The 19,614-nt window shown below is 70.5% G+C and carries 17 protein-coding genes and 3 pseudogenes; 9 read left to right on the top strand and 11 right to left on the bottom strand.

What is annotated here, in order from left to right:
• Positions 1-226 precede the first annotated feature (226 nt).
• On the bottom strand, positions 227-868 hold the full coding sequence (locus CED_RS15805) for a response regulator transcription factor (RefSeq protein ID WP_011437638.1): 642 nt from the start codon (positions 866-868) through the stop codon (positions 227-229).
• 255 nt (positions 869-1,123) lie between these two features.
• Between CED_RS15805 and CED_RS15800 the strand changes: the two genes are divergently transcribed.
• The 6 genes from CED_RS15800 to CED_RS15780 all read left to right on the top strand — a co-directional run bounded on the left by CED_RS15800 (position 1,124) and on the right by CED_RS15780 (position 6,978).
• Complete coding sequence (locus tag CED_RS15800; protein ID WP_035911891.1) at positions 1,124-2,674, top strand: AAA family ATPase; 1,551 nt, start codon at positions 1,124-1,126, stop codon at positions 2,672-2,674.
• Positions 2,675-2,882: 208 nt separating this feature from the next.
• A complete protein-coding gene (locus tag CED_RS15795; RefSeq protein ID WP_035911868.1) occupies positions 2,883-4,661 on the top strand; it encodes a GAF domain-containing protein in 1,779 nt (592 codons plus the stop codon).
• A gap of 95 nt (positions 4,662-4,756) precedes the next feature.
• On the top strand, positions 4,757-5,089 hold the full coding sequence (locus CED_RS15790) for a hypothetical protein (RefSeq protein WP_011437635.1): 333 nt from the start codon (positions 4,757-4,759) through the stop codon (positions 5,087-5,089).
• A gap of 134 nt (positions 5,090-5,223) precedes the next feature.
• Positions 5,224-5,400 carry a hypothetical protein gene (locus tag CED_RS24375; protein WP_023842049.1) on the top strand — a complete coding sequence of 59 codons (177 nt, stop codon included), beginning with the start codon at positions 5,224-5,226 and terminating at the stop codon, positions 5,398-5,400.
• Between the two features lie 232 nt (positions 5,401-5,632).
• The gene (locus CED_RS15785; protein WP_235187104.1) at positions 5,633-6,421 is read left to right on the top strand and encodes a PP2C family protein-serine/threonine phosphatase; all 789 of its coding nucleotides are present in this window, start codon (positions 5,633-5,635) and stop codon (positions 6,419-6,421) included.
• The gene (locus CED_RS15780) at positions 6,376-6,978 is read left to right on the top strand and encodes a 2-oxoacid:acceptor oxidoreductase family protein (protein ID WP_011437633.1); all 603 of its coding nucleotides are present in this window, start codon (positions 6,376-6,378) and stop codon (positions 6,976-6,978) included. The genes CED_RS15785 and CED_RS15780 overlap by 46 nt, the downstream gene beginning before the upstream one ends.
• A gap of 63 nt (positions 6,979-7,041) precedes the next feature.
• Here CED_RS15780 and CED_RS26300 read toward each other — a convergent pair.
• From CED_RS26300 to CED_RS15770, 3 genes and pseudogenes are all read right to left on the bottom strand, one after another.
• A pseudogene (locus tag CED_RS26300) lies at positions 7,042-7,266 on the bottom strand (general stress protein); the annotation flags it as partial.
• Positions 7,267-7,342: 76 nt separating this feature from the next.
• Positions 7,343-8,365 (bottom strand): DUF2278 family protein, encoded by a 1,023-nt coding sequence (locus tag CED_RS15775; protein WP_035911863.1) that lies wholly within the window; start codon positions 8,363-8,365, stop codon positions 7,343-7,345.
• A 320-nt stretch (positions 8,366-8,685) separates the two neighbouring features.
• Positions 8,686-10,221 carry an NAD(P)/FAD-dependent oxidoreductase gene (locus tag CED_RS15770; protein ID WP_035911860.1) on the bottom strand — a complete coding sequence of 512 codons (1,536 nt, stop codon included), beginning with the start codon at positions 10,219-10,221 and terminating at the stop codon, positions 8,686-8,688.
• 415 nt (positions 10,222-10,636) lie between these two features.
• On the opposite strand from CED_RS15770, the gene CED_RS15765 reads away from it, so the two are divergent.
• Positions 10,637-13,255: a bifunctional SulP family inorganic anion transporter/carbonic anhydrase gene (locus CED_RS15765; protein ID WP_035911857.1), complete on the top strand. Its 2,619-nt coding sequence runs from the start codon at positions 10,637-10,639 to the stop codon at positions 13,253-13,255.
• A 327-nt stretch (positions 13,256-13,582) separates the two neighbouring features.
• Here the strand turns inward: CED_RS15765 and CED_RS15760 are convergent, their stop codons facing one another.
• The 6 genes and pseudogenes from CED_RS15760 to CED_RS15745 form a co-directional block, all read right to left on the bottom strand.
• Positions 13,583-14,650: a methyltransferase domain-containing protein gene (locus CED_RS15760; RefSeq protein ID WP_035911853.1), complete on the bottom strand. Its 1,068-nt coding sequence runs from the start codon at positions 14,648-14,650 to the stop codon at positions 13,583-13,585.
• Positions 14,647-14,772, bottom strand: a complete 126-nt coding sequence (locus tag CED_RS25795; protein WP_023842045.1) for a hypothetical protein — start codon at positions 14,770-14,772, stop codon at positions 14,647-14,649. Before CED_RS25795 ends, CED_RS15760 begins: the two co-directional genes overlap by 4 nt.
• A gap of 168 nt (positions 14,773-14,940) precedes the next feature.
• Positions 14,941-15,063: pseudogene (locus tag CED_RS26295) on the bottom strand (LysR family transcriptional regulator); the annotation flags it as partial.
• Between the two features lie 33 nt (positions 15,064-15,096).
• Positions 15,097-15,828 carry a histidine phosphatase family protein gene (locus tag CED_RS15755; RefSeq protein WP_035911850.1) on the bottom strand — a complete coding sequence of 244 codons (732 nt, stop codon included), beginning with the start codon at positions 15,826-15,828 and terminating at the stop codon, positions 15,097-15,099.
• Positions 15,800-16,597: a CbtA family protein gene (locus CED_RS15750; protein WP_084680827.1), complete on the bottom strand. Its 798-nt coding sequence runs from the start codon at positions 16,595-16,597 to the stop codon at positions 15,800-15,802. The genes CED_RS15755 and CED_RS15750 overlap by 29 nt, the downstream gene beginning before the upstream one ends.
• Before the next feature lie 35 nt (positions 16,598-16,632).
• Positions 16,633-16,863 carry a CbtB-domain containing protein gene (locus CED_RS15745; protein WP_035911888.1) on the bottom strand — a complete coding sequence of 77 codons (231 nt, stop codon included), beginning with the start codon at positions 16,861-16,863 and terminating at the stop codon, positions 16,633-16,635.
• A gap of 244 nt (positions 16,864-17,107) precedes the next feature.
• Here CED_RS15745 and CED_RS15740 point away from each other — a divergent pair, with 244 nt between their 5' ends.
• Positions 17,108-17,542, top strand: coding sequence for a helix-turn-helix transcriptional regulator (locus tag CED_RS15740; RefSeq protein ID WP_035911886.1), 435 nt, complete (start codon positions 17,108-17,110; stop codon positions 17,540-17,542).
• Between the two features lie 1,182 nt (positions 17,543-18,724).
• Here CED_RS15740 and CED_RS15730 read toward each other — a convergent pair.
• Positions 18,725-19,258 carry an NUDIX domain-containing protein gene (locus CED_RS15730; RefSeq protein WP_011437622.1) on the bottom strand — a complete coding sequence of 178 codons (534 nt, stop codon included), beginning with the start codon at positions 19,256-19,258 and terminating at the stop codon, positions 18,725-18,727.
• Positions 19,259-19,432: 174 nt separating this feature from the next.
• Here CED_RS15730 and CED_RS23805 point away from each other — a divergent pair.
• A pseudogene (locus CED_RS23805) lies at positions 19,433-19,605 on the top strand (response regulator transcription factor); the annotation flags it as partial.
• Positions 19,606-19,614: the final 9 nt, after the last annotated feature.

Below are 19,614 nucleotides of genomic sequence, written 5' to 3'. Positions count from 1 at the left end.
GCCTCGGCGGTGAGGTCGCTTTCCTCCGCTTTCCTCATCGCTACCTCCTCGTCGGCGTCCTGCCGACAGCGATGAGCGTGCCCTTCGCCCGCGTATGCGACATCCGACCCGCGGTGCTTGGATCCGGGACCTGGCTCCCACCAGGGTGGGTCCTTCGACCCGGTTCAGGCACAGCGATGCTCCGGTGTGTCGATGGTCGGGTGTGTCGATGGTCGGGTGTGGGTGTTCAGTCCTCACTCGTCTTCTTCAGGGCGTAGACGGCGGCCTGGGTCCGGCTGGTCATGCCGAGTTTTTCGAGGATGCTGGAGACGTAGTTCTTCACGGTCTTCTCGGAGAGGTGTATCCGGGTACCTATCTGCCGGTTGGTGAGACCTTCGGCGATGTGCTGGAGGATTTCGCGTTCCCGGGCGCTGAGGGAGGCCAGCGTCGGGTCTTCCCTGGGCCCTTGGCGCATTCTGTCGAGGACGCGGCGGGTGACCGATGGCGAGAGCAGCGACCCGCCGGCGGCCACGGTGCGGATGGCGCTCACCAGGTCGTTGCCGCGGATCTCCTTCAGGACGTAGCCGGCGGCACCGGCCATGATGGCGGAGAACAGGGCCTCGTCGTCGTCATAGGACGTGAGAATGAGGCAGGCGACGTCTGGATGGGCGGAGCGGATGTCGCGGCACACGTCGATGCCGCTTCCGTCGGGGAGCCGGCCATCGAGGACGGCCACGTTGGGCAGGAGCGCCGGGATTCTGCGGATCGCCTCGGCGGCGAGTCCGGCCTCGCCGACCACCTCGATGTCGTCGTGGCGATCGAGGGTCTGCCGTAGACCGTTACGCACGATTTCGTGGTCGTCGAGAATGAATACCCGGATCGTCTTCATGCGGAGGAGGATACGGTGCCGTCCTCGGAGCCGCCACGCTGTGAAATGGATGCCGGGTTCGGGACCTTCGGCCCTTNGACCGGTCCTTGGCCCGGCGTCGACGGGTGTCTGCCAGCCACCGCGGCGGCGCGTCGGCGGCGCGTCGGAGGCGGGGGACGGTGGGGACGTTGGTCCCAGGTAGGATGGACCTTCGTTCCCTCCATGCACGACCCGAGCATGCTGCCGCGGCCGCCGGGACGCGGGCAGGCTCGTGCCATGAGTCTGGAGACCACGGTGAACCCGCTCCCGGCGGAGCGAGGCGCCTCGGCCTCGGCGCCAGCGGTGGCGCCGACGGTGGCGTCGGGGCCTCCTGCCAGGGTCGTCGAGACGGCGCGGTCCGTGCTCGTCTTCCTTGGAGATCGTGTCTTCAAGGTCAAGAAGCCGGTCGACCTCGGTGCCGTGGATTTCCGCGGCAGGCAGGCGCGGTTGGCCGCCTGCGAGGCCGAGGTGAGACTCAATCGTCGCCTCGCGCCCGACGTCTACCTCGGCGTCGCCGATGTCATCGGACCGGACGGGGAGCCCTGCGACCACATGGTCGTGATGCGGCGACTACCCGAGGCGCGCCGGCTGTCGACGCTTGCCGAAGGTGGCACCGAGGTCAGGGCGGAGATCCACGCCCTCACCCGGGTGCTGGTCGACTTCCACGCCCGGTGTGAGACCTCGTCCCGGATCGCCGAGGCAGGTGGCCTGGACCGTCTGCGTGGGCGGTGGGACGCCTGCTTCGCCCGGGTACAGCGTGACCATGGCGCGGCGGTGAGCGCCAGCATCCTCGACCATGTGAACCGTCTCGCCGTGCGGTACCTCGACGGCCGCGACGAGCTCCTGCGGGAGCGGCGCGAGGCCGGGCGGATCCGCGACGGGCACGGCGATCTGTCCGCCGCGGACATCTTCTGCCTCGACGACGGGCCCAGGGTGCTCGACTGCCTGGAGTTCGAACCCGGGCTGCGGGCGGCCGACGTCCTCGCGGACGCCTGCGCCCTGGCAGCCGACCTCGAGTGGCTCGGACGCCGCGATCTCGCCCGGCTCTTCCTCGATCACTACCGTGAGATGGCTGGTGAGACCCATCCTCGGTCGCTCGAGGATTTCTACTGGGCGCTGGCCGCGCTGGGGCGCTGCCAGGCGGCGTGCCAGCGTGTCGCGGCCGGCGAGAACGCGGCGGCGGAGGCGCGGGCCTTCGCTGACCTGGCACTGGCCCGGTTGCGCTGGGGCCGGGTCCGACTCGTGCTGGTCGGCGGCCAGCGCGGCACCGGGAAGTCCACGCTCGCCGGCGGGCTCGCCGGCACGGAGCGGTGGACCGTGCTCCGCTTCGACGACGCCGCGGCGGACCTGGCGGCCTCGGCCAACCGTCACGATCTCGCGGCGGGGGGNTGGGCAGATGCGGGGGGATGGGTACCGGCCGACGACGTCGACGCGGTCCACCAGGAACTGCTGCGCCAGGCCGGCACAGCGCTGCGCCGCGGCGAGTCCGTCGTGGTCGACGCACCGTGGAACCGGCNCAGCCAGCGCGCGCAAGCGGCCGATGTCGCTCGCCGTGCCTTCGCGGACCTGGTGCAACTGCGCTGCACGGCCCCGCCCGATCTCGCGGCAACCCGTACCGACCGGCGTTCCCCGGCAACCACCGCGGCAACCAGCGCCACAGGGTCCGTCGGCCTTGGCCGTCTCGCCGACACCGTCTCCCGGATCGAACCCTGGCCGGAAGCCAAGATCATCGATACGGCGGTGGNCATCGCCGAGTCGCTGCACAACGCCCGCCGCGCCGCGGCCTGATCGGCACGCGAAGCGATGTTCCGCAGTGCTCTGGGTGCTCTGGGTGTTTCGGGTGCTCTGGGTGTTTCGGGTGCTCTGGGTGTTTCGGGGAAGACCGGATGGCCCGGGAGCGGCCACCGCCGAGCGCGGGTAACGCATCGACAGCTGATGGGGATCGCCAATGCGTCCGCGGCAACCGAACCGGTTCTAGTACTGTTCGGGCGTGGGCATGGAAACTGGGTCCGCAGCCAGCCAGAAGCGGGCGGGAACGGACCCTTCGTCGGTCTCTTCGTCGGTCTCTTCGACGGGCTCACCGACGAGCGAGAACCTGACTTTCCCGCTCGTCGCGCGGCTCGAACTCGATGAACTGCTGACGCAGCTGGTTGACCGGGCCCAGGATGTGCTGGCCACGCAGAGCCGGTTGCGCGGGCTGCTGGCGGCGAGTCGGGCCATCGCCACGGACCTGCGGCTGCCGGTGCTGCTCAGGCACATCGTGGAGGCGGCGTGCGAGCTGCTGGACGCCCGGTACGGGGCGCTGGGCGTCGTCGCGCCGGACCGCACCCTGGAGGAGTTCGTCCACGCCGGCATGGACCCGCGGGACGTCGACCGAATCGGTCATCTGCCCACCGGCCACGGGGTGCTCGGTCTACTGATCGATGATCCTCGGCCGCGTCGCCTCGACGACATCTCCCGTGACCCGAGTGCGTATGGCTTCCCCCCCGGCCATCCGCCGATGAGGACCTTCCTCGNCGTACCTATCACCGTGCGCGGCGAGGTGTTCGGCAACCTCTATCTGACCGAGAAACGCGGCGGCACGGCCTTTACCGCCGAGGACGAGGAACTCGCGCTCGCCTTGGCCGCCAGCGCCGGTGTCGCGATCGAGAACGCCCGGCTGTTCCACGACACCCAGCAGCGGCACCGGTGGATGAGCGCGTCCGCCGACGTGACCCGCCAGATCATGGCCGATGCCGACGGCGCCCTCGAGTCTGTTGCGGAACGCGTCCGCACGGTCGCCGACGCGGAGTTCGTCTCCATCGTCCTGCGCGACGAGGAGGCCGGCAGCGCGCGGGTCGCCGTCGCCGTCACCGTCGGAGCGGACACCGTTTCCGGCGCCGGTCAGCGGATACCTCTCGACGGCACCCTCACCGGTCGGGTGATGGCCGAGCAGCAGCCGTTGCGCGTGGAGGACGCGCAGCTTGACGCCCTCCCCGAGGAACGGGACGCCGCCACCGGCCCCCTGATCGTCCTCCCGATGGTCGCCGGCACCGACCACGTGTCCGGAGTGCTGCTTGTCGGTCGAAACCGGGGGAAGCGTCCCTTCAGCGACACCGATCTCGNCAGTGCCGCGAGCTTCGCGGGCAACGTCGCGATCACTCTGGAACTGGCGCGGGTCAAGGCCGACCGGGAGCGGTTGGTGGTCCTGGCCGACCGTGGTCGCATCGCCCGTGACCTGCATGACCACGTCATCCAGCGGATGTTCGCCGTTGCGCTCGGCTTGCAGGACATCGCCCAGTACGAACGTCCATCGAACGCCGAGCGCATCAACCAGTACGTCGAGGACCTTGATGTTACGATCAAGGACATTCGGCGGTCGATCTTCGAGCTGCGTGCCAGCGGCGCGTCCAAGCGAAGCCGACTGCACGCCGCGATCGACCGGATCGCCGAGGACGTGCGTCCGGCCCTCGGCTTCACGCCGACCGTCCGCTACTCCGGACCGCTCGAAACCGTGATCGGTGACGATCTCGCCGACCAGGTGATCGCTGTCGCCCGGGAGTCGTTGACCAATGCGGCGCGGCATTCGCAGGCCGGGACCGTCGAGCTCCGTATCGGCGTGGCCGGCGAGTCGGTGGTCGTCGACGTGATCGACGACGGTGTCGGCATAGGTCCCGGCGGCCGGCGCAGCGGGTTGGACAACCTCCGGACCCGGGCCGAGCAGCTCGGCGGATCTTTCACCCTCACCACACCGGCAGGCGGGGGCACCCACCTGCACTGGGCTGCGCCCCTGTGACACTGGGCCGCGCCCCTGCGCGGGGAGACCGTTGGTCCGCTGAGGGGGGACGATCGGCCCATGTGACCAGGCGGCAGCCGCGGGATGGTTGACTCATGAACCTTCCCGTGAATCTCCCCGCCCTTCGCCTGTCCCGCTCGATGCCAGCTCCGGCGTCAGCCGCGGAGAACGGCACAGCGGCTGCGGGCACGCACCGACCGTACCGGGCGATCGAACCGGGCAGTCGGTCCTGCTGCTGCCCCTCCGAACCGGTGGCGCAGGCGATATTTGTCCCCGGTGACACGCGTTCCCATGAGGTCGAGGTGCTGTTGTGCGCCCATCACCTGCGGTGCAGCGCGTCGACACTGAGGTCGTTGGGCGTCGCCGTCTACGACCGGCAGGGGAACCCGATCGAGGACACGGCCACGCTGTTCGGCCGGGACCGCTGACCCTCGGTTCGGCTGACCCGTCGGGTTCGCGTGAACGACTGAACAATGATCCGTCGTCGCTGATTCCGCCAGGTTGTCAGGTTGTGTCATCAGGTCCCATGGCCTCGCGTCGACGCCAAGGAAGGCGGTGACACATGAAATGGATGACAGCGGATGGTCATCTCATCGAGGAGACGGTCGTCAAGGCCGGTCCCGAGCGTCCGGCACGAGTCCTGCGGGTGACCCGGCAGGAGCGTGCGGTCGGCCAGTATGCGTGCTGGGCCGATCTGATCGTCAATATTGATGTTCGGCGGATGACCGAAGTCGAATGAATGACCTGTTATTGGTGCAGGACTGAGCACGGGTCTGAGATGTCGAGGGCCACTGAGTTCTCCCCGCGAGGCGCCGTTCTGGAGGTCGTCCGTGTGCAACTTTCCGGCTGCAGAATCCTGGGACGAGACCGATCTCGCGGCCTGTGTGATCGGGGGCGTGAGAGAGAACGCCCATCGTCTGGGGGTATTCTGGCGGTCGCATCCCGCGACTCCCGGTTCGAGCGGAGACTGGGTGGAGGTGGTCGATATCGGCGCCGGCCGGCTCGCCATCTGCGTCGGCGACGCGGCCGGACACGGCGAGCAGGCCGCGAGGTTCGCGCGACGGTTTCGGGAGGCGATGCGCNGGCACCTGCTCGCGGGTGAGGAGCCCGAGGCGACCATGCATCGCACGATGAACGATATCGCTGGACCCGGCGATATCGGGGAAATGTTTGCTACCGCTTTTCTCGCCGTCGTCGATGCCCGGTCAGGCCAGGTGGTCTACGTCAACGCCGGGCATCCGCCCGCCCTGCACCTGCCCGGGTCCGCGGCTGGCGGCGGCAGCTGCGCCCGCGAGCCACGGTCGCTCGGTCCGACCGGGCCCATCCTGTCTGACCTTTTCGCCGGAAGCGAGATCTGGTCGTCCCGATCGCTGACCATGGACGTCGGAGACCGCCTACTGCTGTACACCGACGGCATCAGCGAGGCGCGCGACGCGCACGGCACACAGTTCGGGACGGAATCCCTGTCCGCCGGCCGGATCGGAACCGACTCGCCTGACACGTTGCTTGACCGCCTTTTCGCGCAGCTCGCCATCCATGCGCACGGGGTCGACGGGGACGACCGCACGATGGCGATCCTGGCCCGCGATCCACTGGTCGCCCCCGCCGCCGGCTACTCACCGCGCTGTCGGGCCGCGGAGAGGACCCTGGCAGCTGACGGGGCGTCGCGAAGCAGCATTGAGAAGCAGCCTGGTCGGGAGAGACGAGGTCCGTCATGTTCGCGGTACGAATTCACGGGTTCGGCGGTCAGGGCGTGCTGACCATCGCCGAGCTGTTGACCATCGCGGCAGTTACGGAGGGTCGCTACGGACAGGCATCCATGGCCGGCGGGCCGGAACACATCGGCCACCCTACGGTCGCCTGCTGCCGGATCGACGACGATCCATTGCCCGGGTGGGAACCGGTCGTGTTCCCGGATGCGGTCATCGTCCGGGACGCGGCGCTGCTGCACGTCTCCGACGTGTTCCATGGACTCGGGGCGGATGGGTTCATCCTGCTCGACTCGGCACGCGACCTTGACGATTTCGGGCTGCCCAGGCTCACCCGGTACCGGCCCGAGCGGACGATCAGCATGCCCGCCAGCGAGATCGCCCAGCGTGAGCTGGGGCATCCGCTACCGAACACGGCTCTGCTCGGTGGCTTTGCCGCGTTGACCGGAATCGTTTCGATCATCGCGGTCGAGACGGCCATCCGGGAGCGGTTCGCCGGTCGGCTCGCGGACGACGGCATCGAGGCGGCTCGGGACGCCTTTGCGTTCGTCCGCTACACCGAGCGGCGCAGGGCCGGGCTTCTGCCGGTAGCCCAGGCCCAGGAATGAGCCTGGGCGCCGGCAGGCCGTGCCGGCAGTGAGCCTGGGAGCCGGCAGGCCGGCGGCGGAGGTCCAGGTCAGCCGACCTGTGACCTGCTCGACCGTGCGCAGGCCGCGGCCGACGATGGCGGTCTTCTCCACCGGGAAACCAAGGTCGGAAAGTTGGTCGACGGCCCTCTCGGCCTCGCTGTAGGTGTCGAAGGTGGCCACCACCTGCTGCGGCTCGCCTACCCGGTCCACCGGGGTCCCGCCCGGAGCATCATCGAAGCGCGGGTTCCCGCGGTGGAGAAGACCCATCCGAGGCGGAGGTGATCCGGGGCCGAAAGGTGATCCGGGGCCGAAAGGTGATCCGGGGCCGAAAGGTGATCCGAGGTCAGAAGATGATGGTGTGTCCTTCGCGGGATGCGTCGGTGGCGGTGTAGGCGACGCCGTCGACTTTCAGACCGTCCTGATCAAGCAGGGTGATGATGCCGCCCCGGTTGCCCAGCCCGACCGGGGGTGCGAGCGGGATCCGCACGGTGTCCCCGGCTGGCAGGTTGGTGGGCGGAAGGGGGAAACGGTGCCGACCGCTGTCGATGATCGTCCAACCGGTGAGGTCGACGGGCCCTGGGGTGGTGTTGAGCAGGGTGACGGACTCGGCTTCCGGTGCCGGTCCGATGGGGTTGACCAGGGCGGCGACGATGCGCAGGCGCCGGTCGGGTTCCCCGGGGGCTGGTTGGCCGCCCGGTCCGGCCGATGGAACGGCGCGCAGGGTGTGGCCGGTCGTGTCGTCGGTGTGCCAGGCCTGGCTCTGGAAGGCCAGGAACAGTGCTGTCCAGCGGCCCGCGGTGGGGAAGTGGAAGAGCAGGGCACCGTCCTGCCAGCTGCCGTCGTCGGCGATGAAGCGACCGCTGTTGCCCTGGTTCATGTGGNCGTCATGCACGCCGTTGCCGGGTACGAAGCCAAAGATCTTGTCTGGTTTCGTGGGCTCGGGCCCCCATCGCTGGCCGAAGGCGTAAATGTGGCTGGTCGGATCGGCGGTCGCACGCTGGACGTGGTGGTCGAGGCGGTCGGCGAGGTCGTTGTCCGGGCCGGGGCGGTCGGGGGGGAGCGCGTGCAGCCCGGTGCGATCGAACAGGTTGCCCCGGACGAAGTCCAGGGCGAGACCGCCGGGCCTGGACTTCAGGGGGGTGAACCCGTCGGGCAGGTCAACGAGGCGGTCGAGGATCGGATGGTGGAACTCCTCGACCGCGATGTACAGCAGTTCGGACGGGGGCTGGGCGGACAGAACGTTTACGGCGACTCGGAAAGAGCCACCACCCTCGACGTGTATCTGGTAGTGCGGGCTGTCGTGCCCGCCCTCCCTGCGCCGGTCGAGTAGCCGGCCTTTCAAGACGCCGTAGCCTGCCAGCGGCATAACATTTCCCCGATTTCCGCGGCGATGAAAAGATCCGGCTGAACGATATCATTCCCGTCTGGCCAGGCGGGTGCGGCGGGGGGAGCTCACCTATCGGTTGGTCTGCGGTCACCCAACGGTGATGCGGGCCGCCTGCGGGCCGGCGGCCGACCCCCATCATGGAGGGACGGTCATGAAAAGGCGGTGATTCATGGTCGGCGTGGCGCCCGGGCGGTTACCGCCGGAGTGTCTCCAGGCGGGATACAAGGTCCGTAGGCGGCGGCATGTCGCGCATTTCCCGGCGTGTCTCGCCTACGGCGAGATCAGGGTCGGCGACGATCTCATCCCGGCCGACCTACGGGCCAGGCCGCTCGCCGCTCCCGGCTGAGGGCGAGGGTCGCCGCGTGCAGCCCGGCCATGCCGTGTACCCCGGCGCCGGGAGGGGTGGCGGCGGAACACAGGTAGACGCCGGGCAGCGGCGTCGCCCAGGGGCGTGGCGAGAGCACCGGCCGGGCGACCAACTGGCGCAGGTCGGCGGTGCCACCGCCGATGTCGCCGCCGATCTCGTTGGCGTTGTGCGCCTCCAGCGCCGTCGGTCCCATCACGTGGCGGGCGAGCACCCGGTCGCGGAATCCGGGGGCGAAGCGTTCGACCTGGGACTCGAGCGCGTCGGTCATGTCGACGCTGGAGCCCAGTGGGACATGGCAGTAGGCCCACCCGGTGTGCCGGCCGGCCGGGGCGCGGCTCGGGTCGGCGGCGCACGCCTGAACGAACAGTACGAACGGCCGGTCTGGATGGTGGCCGCGGGCGACGGCCCGCTCGGCCGCGGCGATCTCGGCGAGCGTGCCGCCCAGGTGCACGGTCGCCGCCCCGGCGACCGCCGGATCGCGCCAGGGCACCGGTCCGTCGAGCGCCCAGTCAATCTTGAAAACTCCCGGTCCGTACCGGTATCGGCCGAGCGCGGCGCGGTAGCGGCCGGGCAGCGCGGCGTCGGCGACCGCGAGCACCTGGCGAGGGGTGAGATCGAGCAGCACGGCCCGCGCGGGCGGCAGTTCCGACAGGCTGGTCACCGGGGCGCCGGTGACCAGTTCGCCGCCGAGTTCGCGCAGCCGGGCGACCAGGGCCTCCGCCAGTGATGATGATCCACCGACGGCTACCGGCCAGCCGACCTGGTGCGCGAGCACCCCGAGGAACAGCCCGTAGCCTGCGGTGACCGGGCGATGTAAATCGATCATGGAATGGGCGGCGAGCCCGGCGAACAGCGCTCGCGCCGCCTCACCGCGCAGCGCGGCGCGGGCGAGCGCGGTCGCGGACCACAGCCCGCGCACGCCGAACCGGGCGAGGGTCAGGGGCGCGGCGGGCGGCAGGTCGAACGGTGCCAGCACGCCCTCGGCCAGCCGCGAGCCGTCGGACGCCAGCCGGCGCCAGCCGGAATCGACGCCGTCCCGGTCGGCGAGGCCCGCCGCGGTGGCGTCGAGGTCGCGGCGCAGCAGCGCCGCCGGGCCGTCGTCGAGCGGGTGGGCGAGCGGCACCGGCGGATGCGCCCACCGAAGCCCCTCGGTCGGGGTCGGGCCTGCGGTGGGGGTCGGGTTCGCGAAGGACGCCGGGTCCGCGTAGGACGCCGGGTTCGCGGAGGACGTCGGGCCTGTGCCGAAGGCGCGCAGTGCGGGGGAGGCGAGCGCGAGCGGCAGGACGGTTGCGCACACGTCGTGCCGGAAGCCGGACAGCGTCAGCTCTTCTGTTCGCAGCCCACCACCGGGAGTGCCCGCGGCCTCCCGGACGAGTACCCGCCAGCCGGCCTCGGCCAGCGTCAGGGCGGCGGTCAGCCCGTTTGGACCGGCCCCGACGATCACCGCGTCGAAGCTGTCCGTGCTCACGGTGCACCTCTTCCATGCGGATTCCAGGCACGATCGTGCCGCCGCCGGGCATCGAGCCCGAACGTGATGCCCGCCCGAACGTGATGCCCGCCCGAACGTGATGCCCGCCCGTCCGGCCGCGACCCGGGGCCGCCGTCGCGCCGCTGGTCCGAGCCCAGGAGCAGATGCCACAGAAGGTGTCCAGCGTCACGCATAAATGGGGCGTCTGTCACAGAGGGAAACTCGACTGTGGACTCGCACGTTGAGATCTGTGCATCATTAGTCACTTTCCGTTTCTGCGGGTCCAGGGTGGGCGTCGGATGTGGTCGGACCGCGGTGTCCGACGGGCGCCGGCAAACCGTCGCCAATGGTCACACTTCGGGGCCGATCTCCGACGAGACNCCCGTCCCGCCGCATCGAACTCGAGGAGGATGCCATGNCCGCTTCGGTTTCCCCGCCGTCACCGTCCCGGCACAGCCATTCGCCGCCCATGTCCGGGTCCACCGCCAAGAACGTGCGCCGGACCCGGGGTGACCACAACCCCCTGCGCCCCGATCTCCAGGCCTCCCTGGTCGTGTTCGTCGTGGCGTTGCCCCTGTCGCTGGGCATCGCCGTCGCCTCGGGGGCGCCGGTCGCAGCGGGTCTCCTCGCCGCGGTGATCGGCGGCGTCGTCGCCGGCGCCCTCGGCGGTGCGCCGTTGCAGGTGAGCGGGCCGGCCGCCGGGCTGACCGTCATCGTCGCCGACCTCGTCCACACCTACGGGTGGCGCGTTACCTGTCTGATCACCGCAGGGGCCGGGATTCTGCAGATCCTGCTCGGGCTCTGCCGGGTCGCCCGCGCCTCCCTGGCCGTCTCGCCGGCCATCGTCCACGGGATGCTCGGCGGCATCGGGCTGACGATCGTCCTCGGCCAGTTCCACGTGGTGCTGGGCGGACAGGCCGAGAGTCACGCCTGGGAGAACGTCGCGGCAGTGCCCGAGGCGATCATCGATCCGCACGGTTTCGCGACCCTCGTCGGCTTCGTCACCATCGCCACGATCCTGCTCTGGCCCCGGTTGCCGAAGAGGCTGCCGANCGCCGNCCGANCCANCCCCGCCTATCTCGCGGCGGTCGTGACGGGCACCCTGCTCGCTGCCGTCGCGGGCTTCGACCTGCCCAGGGTCGACCTGCCCTCGTCCCTGTTCGACGCGGTCGCCCTGCCGGGCCTCCCACACGGCGACTGGTCCGGCATCGCGCTGGGCGTCGTCACCGTGGCCATCGTCGCCAGCGTCGAGTCCCTGCTCTCGGCCGTCGCGGTGGACCAGCTTGCCACCACCCGAGGCTGGCGGGGGCCGCGCGTCGACCTCGACCGCGAGCTGCTCGGGCAGGGCTCGGCGAACCTCGTCTCGGGCCTGGCCGGCGGGTTGCCGATCACCGGGGTGATCGTGCGCAGCTCCACCAACGTCGCCTCCGGCGGGCGTACCCGGAAGTCTGCCGTCCTGCACGGCGTCTGGGTGCTGCTGTTCGCCGTGTTCCTGGGCCGCATGGTGGAGTGGGTCCCGCTGTCCGCCCTCGCCGGCCTGCTCGTCGTCGTCGGTGCGCGGCTGGTCAACGTCGCGCATCTGCGCCACGTCCGCCGGCACGGGGAGCTGCCCGTCTACCTGGTGACAATCGTCGGTGTCGTCGCCCTCGACCTCCTGCAGGGCGTCGCCCTGGGTCTGCTCACCGCGCTCGCCCTGGTCCTGCGCCGGGTGCTGTGGTCGAGTGTCCGGCTGGTCCGCACCGGCGAGCTCTGGCAGGTGGAGGTCGAGGGGACGCTGAGCTTCCTGTCCCTGCCCCGCCTCGCGCGGATCCTGGGCCGTATCCCCGCCGGTGCCCCCGTCTCGATCGAACTCATCGTCGACTACCTTGATCACGCCGCCTATGAGCATCTGCGTGGCTGGTGCGCGAACCACGAGGCGTCCGGCGGGACGGTGAGCGTCGACGAGATCGGCCAGGTCTGGTTCCGCCGGCCGGCCGAGGTCGCGGAGCAACGGCGCCGCACCGTCGTCCCGCACCTCCCGCGCTGGTTCGCGCCCTGGTCGCAGTGGCAGGAACTGGAACTCGCCTCGTCATCGTCTGATTCCCCTTCGTCTGATTCCCCTTCGTCGGGATCGCGGTCTTCGGATTCCCAGCCCGCCGGCGTCACTCCGCCGGCGATCCACCCAGTCCAGGGCCCGGACCCGGCGGCGTCGGTGCCGGCGCAGGCCTCCCCCGACCGGACATTCGACCACGTCAGCACGATGCTGTTCGGGGTGAACGAGTTCCACCGGCGGGCCGCCCCGCTCCTGCGGGGCACCTTCGACGCGCTCGCCGGGGGACAGCAGCCCGGCGCCCTGTTCCTCACCTGCGCCGACTCCCGCATTGTTCCCAACATCATCACCAGCAGCGGTCCCGGCGACCTGTTCACGATCCGTAATGTCGGGAACATCGTCCCGGTGGNCGACCCCGCCGGATCCGACCCGGACGCGCCCTTGCGGCGCAGTGGTGACCTGTCGGTGACCGCCGCGCTGGACTACGCCGTCGACGTCCTGCGGGTGCCCTCGCTCGTGGTGTGCGGCCACTCCGGCTGTGGCGCCATGCAGGCGTTGCTGTCCGGCACGCTCGACGGCGCACCCGACTCGGCCCTGGCGGGCTGGCTGTCGCACGCCGCCGCCTCGCTTGAGCGGACGCCCCCCGCCGGCACGGAGGATCTGCCCCCGGTGGAAAGGCTGGGCCGCGCCAACGTGGCGCAGCAGTTGGAGAACCTGCGCGCGCATCCGGCCGTGCGCCGTGCCCTGGCACGCGGCACGCTGGAACTCGTCGGCCTGTACTTCGACATCGCCGACGCGCGCATCTGGGTGCTCGAGGAGTCGACCGGCCGGTTCGTCGACCCGATGGACGCGTTGCCGACGGCGGTCATCGGGACCGGCTCGCGTCGCCGGTGGGACGCACCGGTGCGGGTGCCCGCACCCATGGTCGCGGTCGGCGCGGGTCCTGCCGACGAGCAACCGCCGCCCGCCGGCCGGCGGGCCCGGTGGCTCGGCCTGCCGCGGTAGTGCCGCAGCGGTGAAGGGCCGCCGATCGCCCGGGGCCCTGGATCCCAGGATCCGGGATCCAGGGATCCGAGGTGCTGACCCCGCGGATGCACCGATGGTCGGCGACGTCGACCGTTTGATGACGTCGACTGTTTGATGACAGAGAGTTGCCGAGGGTTAGGCGCGGTTTCAAGACCGGAGACCGTTACCAACCCTCGGCGATTCGCCGTCGCGCCAGTTCGCCGTCGCGCCAGTTCGCCGTCGCGCCAGTTCGCCGTCGCGCCAGTTCGCCGTCGCGCCAGTTCGCCGTCGCGCCAGTTCGCCGTCGCGCCAGTTCGTCCGCGGGGGTCACGAGGCCGGGATGACCCGCTCCGGGTAGTCCAGCCAGGATGTCTGACCGTCGGGGGTGACGGTGAGCCCGAAGCGGGCGCAGGACGGCCGCCCTGCGTTCACCCACCAGTCGTAGGCCATTTCGAGTTCGTCCCACAACCGTCGTGGCCCATACTGGGTGACCTCGTGCCCGTCCGACTGCCCGTCCGACCCGGCGGTCAGTGACGCCCACGAATGTGACGCCGCGTGGGACAGCAGAAGTGTTCTCGCCGGGCCGCCTTCCTCGATCTGCCCGGTGGTGCAGCCGGGCAGCCACAGGCCGACCGCGAATCCGGCCGCGGCGTCCGCGAAGGGCTCATCCAGATACCGGCAGGTTGTTCTGACGNCGGCGTCGTCCTCGCCGAGCCACCAGACGGGTCTGTCGGCCCGTTGGCCGCGCAGCCGCATGAAACCCGCATCATCATGAAAATGGCCCGAGGCGGTGCCGTCCGCGACGGTCAATGACAGCAGCGCCCCACCGAACTCGCTCGTGAACGGCAGCACGATCCGCCCGCCCGGCCGGGTCTGCGTGATCCAGGGGTAGGGAACGGTAACCACCGACGCCGTGGCGATGATCCGGTCGTAGGGAGCCCGATCGGGAANCCCCGCCGCGCCGTCCCCGACGACCACCGTCACCGGACGGCCGATTCTGGCGAGGACCGCGCGGGCGTGCCCCGCGATTCCCGGATCGATCTCGATGGTGGTGACCTGGCCGGTCGGGGTCCGCTCGGCGAGCAGCGCCGCGTTATAGCCGGTCCCGGTACCGATCTCGAGGACGTTCATCCCGTCCCGCACATCGAGGAGGTCGAGCATCCGGGCCATGACCCACGGCGCGCTGCTGGAACTGGTCGGTATGACGCCCCTACCGTCGTACCTGCCCGTCCCGTCGTCGACCTGCGTCGTGATCCCGTCGTCGCCGCGGCACAGCTCCGACCACCGCTGTGGATCATCCTGGCGCCGGAGCGGGACCAGGAAGAACCCGTCCTCGTCCCGGACCCAGATCTCATCCGGGATGAAATCCTCGCGGTTCACCCGGCGGACGCTCACGCCTTCCCTGAGCCCTTGCACACGCCGCAGGAGACGGTCTCGTTCTTGCCGTCGCTGGTCACGGTGATCTTCCCGCTGCCGTTGCAGGTCGGGCAGGCTACCGGTTTCGCGTGCTTACCCACCCGACCGCCTCTCACCCGGGGTCATCTAGCCACCTGGGGCCACCTGGGGGTTCGGACCCACGGCCATGATTCCATCCGGACGGTGCCGCGCGTCAAGGGGCCGCGGCAGCCTCGTGNCCGGGCCGGGAAACCGGTCGAACCTGACGATTCNGATGCGATTTTCACTCGACCTCCAAGCGAGCGGTGGGTGATGACGCCGCTGCGTTCGGGCGGGTCGCCCACGATGCTGTAGTCGGGCAGAACGGTCACCCCGAGCCCCTGGGCGACCATGAGCTTTCCCATCCGCGCGCCGGCGCCGATGGACGCCGGACCCGGCGGATCTCGCTAAAGCGGGCGGCAGACGTGTGTCAAGGTCCAGTCGGTTCCGGTTCCGGTTCCGGTTCCGGTTCCGGCCGCGGTCCTGGTCGCGGTCGCGGCACTCTCCGTTTTCGGCTGCGTGCCGGTCGTGCCGTCATGACCGCCCGCGCCGATCCGATGGTGCAGGAGGGTCGCCGTCAACGGGGCGACGTCGATCCGCCAGAACATCTCGACCGGGCAGCGCAGGGCGGCCACGAGCACGCCCCGGATGACCGCCGGATGGGTCACCGCGATGATGTGGCTCGGTTCGGTGCTTCGCCGGACCAGCCAGTTCTCGACGCGGCTGAGCAAGCTCAGTAGGGATTCGCCGCCCGGCGGGGCCACCGCCGGATCGCTGTGCCACCGGCGCAGCTCGTCCGGGGGAATCTCGTCCAGGCTGCGCCCCCGCCAGGCCCCGACGTCCAGGTCGCGCAGGGCCGGATCCACCTCGGGGACGACGGGTAGGCCCGGGGCCCGCGGGATGGTGACGTCACCCTTGCGGGCACCGAGGCCCAGGGCGGCGGCGGTCTGACAGGCCCGCGCGGATCCGTCGCAGAGCACCCGTCCCGTCGCGGGAAGCGCGCCAGCCGCTACCGCCTCGGCGGCGCCGGCGGCTCGGTGCAGCCCGTCGGCGTCGAGAGGCTCGTCGATAGGGAACCGGGCGGCCCGCAGGGCCACGGTCGGCGCGCAACTAACCAGGGCCAGCCGCACCGGCGGCACCGATCGCACCGATCGCGCTGGTGGGGGCCGCGGTACGTCGGAACGCGCGTTCGGTCAACGTGCCGAACAGCAGGCCGATGGCCGCCCAGACGGTCGCCTGGATGGCGAGCGAGGCGANCCGNAACCGCCACAGCACGTCGGCCGGGAAGCCCTCCGGCGTCTCGTGCACGTGGGGCAGAACGGCGTAGACGACGCCCAGGACCACCAGCCCGCCGACGGCGGCGGCGATCGTCGCGTTCCAGCCGCCGAGCCGGCCGGTGAGCCGCCGCGCGGCCACACCCGTCCCGACCACGACGATCACCGAGATCAGGATCATGAGGAAGTACAGGACGGTCCGCCGGCCGATCGTGTCGGGATTGCCGATCGCGGGGGGATTCGCCGGGTACTTCAAATCGGGCAGGAGGTAGACCGCGGTGAACCCGGCGAGGGCGACCAGGGCGGCCGTCCCGCGGGGCCCGAGGGTGCCCAGGCGGCCCTGCACGCACGCGTACGCCAGGGCGAACATGCCGCCGATGGCGACGGAGAAGAGCAGCAGACCGGTGAACAGACCGAGCGTCGACTGCACGGTCCGGGACACCGGCTCGGACTCCTCGTGCGCGTGAGCGGCGAGACCCACCGCCTCGTGCGCATGAGTGGAACTCTCGCCCGCCGACTCGAAGGTGATCGCGTGACCGATCTGGCTCTCGCCGAGGGTCTTCGCGACGATGAAGGCGAGCACGGCGGCGACCAGACCGACGAGCATGCCACGGATCAACAGTGTTCGTGCCACAGCGTCTCCTCGCTGGAACAGATCGGGAGGAGGCGTTAGTGGCAGGGGAAGCCGAGCAGGNGGCGGGCGTCGTGCACGAACTCGTGGACGTAGTTCCCGCCGAAGATTGACAGCGCGCCCTGCTCGGCGCCGACGAAGTACAGCCCGAGCAGCGCCAGCAGCCCGCCGAAGAGCAGGAAGGGCACCAGCTCACGCATCGGCAGGGCCGGCAGGGCCGGCAGGGCCGGCTGGGCGAGCGGNGCGGGGGNGACGGCGGGGNGCGCCATGAGGAGAACCTCCACTGGAATCACGCGTTCCACGGGTAGGACGGGTTCGGGCAATGGGTCTGACTTCCGAGACCGTCCAGGACGGACGGGCCGATCACAGTGGCGCGACCATGCCGGAATCACACCGGCTTCCATCACACGAACATGTAGAGATAAACAGCGCTATGTAATCCTGTCAAGTTTTATGGGCCGCCAGGATGGCTGGACGGGCCCGGGTGCGGTCCCGTGGGGCATGCTGGTGTGCATGACGACGACGCTCGCATCGACCCTGGTGCCCCTGACCGCGCGTGATCACGGTGATCACGGTGACGAGAGTGACGCACCGAGCGGGCTCGCGGGCACCGTCGCGTCCTGCTGCACGCCGTTGGCTCGCACCCCGCTGTCCGCGGAGGACGCCGAACGTCTCGTCGGTGTGCTCAAAGCGATCGCCGTTCCCGCCCGGCTGCGGCTGCTGTCGATGATCTATGTGCGGGAGGGTGGTGAGGCGTGCGTCTGCGAACTGACCGAGCCGCTCGGGCTGACCCAGCCGACCGTCAGCCACCACCTGAAGGTTCTTGTCGCCGCCGGCCTGATCAGCCGGGAGAAGCGTGGCGTGTGGGCCTACTACCGACTCGTGCCCGGAGCGCTGCCCGCGCTCGCCACGGTCTTCGCTCCGGCCGCCGCTCCAGACGCCGAGTGAGACGACTACCGAGTGAGACGACCGCCGGGCGGGACCTGCGCATCGCGGCCGGCGGTGGNCAGAGGGGCCAGCAGCGGTCAGGGGCCAGCAGCGGTCAGGGGAGCCAGGAGACGGTGGCGCAGCCGAGCTGATGCCGGATGGGGCCGTCGGGCCCGGCGTTCGTGGCGTAGGCGCACACCGTGTGCGGGACGGCGCTCGTGATGACGGTGGTCTCGAAGCCGTGGTCGGGGCCGGCGTCGGGGTAGAAGCGGGCGACGTCCGGTCGGGAGGTGTCCGCGGTGGCGGTGGTGGCGGTGGTGGCGTCGAGAGTGACCGTGACGATGAGGGGGTCGGCGGGGNCGTCGGGGNCGTAGGTCCAGCCGGCGACGCGGACGCTGCTCCAGCCGGCGGTGATCCACGGGTTGGGCGTCGCGAGGTCGAGGTAGCCGAGGGGCGTGTGGTCGACGGCGGGCGCGTCCACGGTCGCGGTGGCGCAGCCGAGGCTCCGCCGGTGGAAGGAGCCGAGCGGGCCGATGTTCACCGCGGCGGTGCAGACGGTGTGGGTGCCGGGTGCGGCGGCCACGGTGGTGTCGAAGCCGTGGTCGGGGCCGGCGCCCGGGTGGGCCCGGGCGACGTCGGGACGGGAGCGGTCGGCGACGACACTGGCGGTGGCGACGTCGTCCAGAATGATCGTTACGGCCAGGGGGNGGGNGAGGTCCCCCGGGTCGATGGTCCAGCCGGCGACGCGGATGCCGGCGGGGGATGCGTCGGCGAGATCGAGAAAGCCGAACGGCGGCGCATCGTCCCCATCGGGACAGGTTTTCTCGGTTTTCCTGATCTTCCCCGTCTTCCCCACGTCGCTGGACCCGGCCGTCGGGCAGGCGCCGGCCACGGCGGATCCGGCCAGGCCGACGCCGATCAGGACGGTGGTGAGAGCGAGGATGCTGATCATCGCGACGGCGGTACGTACGGGCGTTCGATGCGGCGCGATGGCGATGATCGTCACCCNCTCCCCTCACGCTCAAGGTGTGAACTGAAAGTAGCATCTCCATTGCTATCGGTCGACAACCGTGAAGGTTTTGTTGCATGTTGCATCCACGTCGCCGCCATGCGCATTCTGCGGGTGCGGTGTCCGTACGGCCATGGAGCGGTGGGGCGGCGACTGGNCCCGGCTCGCCGACCGCCGCTGTTACCAGACCTGGATCAGCCAGCTCGGTCTGGCGGGGGACCCGTGGACCGGTCGCGGGACCGGATAGCCGAGAAAGCCTGCCGCGATCGTGCGCCCGCTCCCCGACTCGGCGGCCAGCCGAACCGGGAGAACGGTTCCGCCCGCAGATGCAGACGGATGATCTCCCTGCTGTACGCCAGGGTGTCGGCCGGCAGATCGTCCGGTGGGTGCCAGGCGAGGGCGGAGCAGGTGGCTGGCTCCCGATTGGTGGGCTCGCCGCTCCACCGCGACACCAGGAAGCCGAAACCGATACGAGCGTCGCTGTCCGGCGGAAGGGCATGCGTGATACCCGCGAAAGCGACATCCTCGGGTTCGACCCCGATACCGAGCTCCTCGTCGAGCTCCCGGATCACCGCGGTCACGACGTCCTCGGCGGGCTCGATCCGTCCGCTGGGCAGCGCCCAGCAGCCGCTTCCGTAGATGCCTCCCGCGCGTTTCGTCAGGAGCAGGCGGCCGTCCCGTATCAGTAGCGCAAGAACGTCGACCGGGGTCCGGTGTTCGTGCCGCATGATCCTCCTCGTGCTCTTCTTCCCGCGGACCGACTCGAGGCCCGTGACCGGGAAACGTAGCGCGCAGGGCCCCGTCCTTCAGAGCGAAGATTCAGCAGGGATTCGGCTGGCGCTCAGCGGCAGGGTGGCCCTGTTCCGCACATGCGCATCCTGGTGGCGGATGACGACCGGAGTCTGGTGGCGCGACTGCGGGCGCTGCTGCGCCGTGGTGGTGGGGAACGCCCGGTCGTCCTGGCGGCTGGCGACCTCCGGCTCGACCCGCGTCGCACCGGGCCTGGCGGGGTGAGTCACCGGTCGAGCCGACGCCACGGCAGTTCTCCCTCCTGGAGTTCCTGACGCGCCGTCCCCGTCCCATA

Source organism: Frankia sp. CeD (assembly GCF_000732115.1).
Lineage (GTDB): Bacteria > Actinomycetota > Actinomycetes > Frankiales > Frankiaceae > Frankia > Frankia casuarinae.
This window is presented reverse-complemented; position numbering and strand designations above follow the sequence as displayed.

Coding starts and splice junctions, on each gene's coding strand:
- CED_RS15805 (WP_011437638.1), bottom strand. CDS start 868: ATGAAGACGATCCGGGTATTCATTCTCGACGACCACGAAATCGTGCGT.
- CED_RS15790 (WP_011437635.1), top strand. CDS start 4,757: ATGAACCTTCCCGTGAATCTCCCCGCCCTTCGCCTGTCCCGCTCGATG.
- CED_RS24375 (WP_023842049.1), top strand. CDS start 5,224: ATGAAATGGATGACAGCGGATGGTCATCTCATCGAGGAGACGGTCGTC.
- CED_RS15780 (WP_011437633.1), top strand. CDS start 6,376: ATGTTCGCGGTACGAATTCACGGGTTCGGCGGTCAGGGCGTGCTGACC.
- CED_RS15740 (WP_035911886.1), top strand. CDS start 17,108: ATGACGACGACGCTCGCATCGACCCTGGTGCCCCTGACCGCGCGTGAT.
- CED_RS15730 (WP_011437622.1), bottom strand. CDS start 19,258: ATGCGGCACGAACACCGGACCCCGGTCGACGTTCTTGCGCTACTGATA.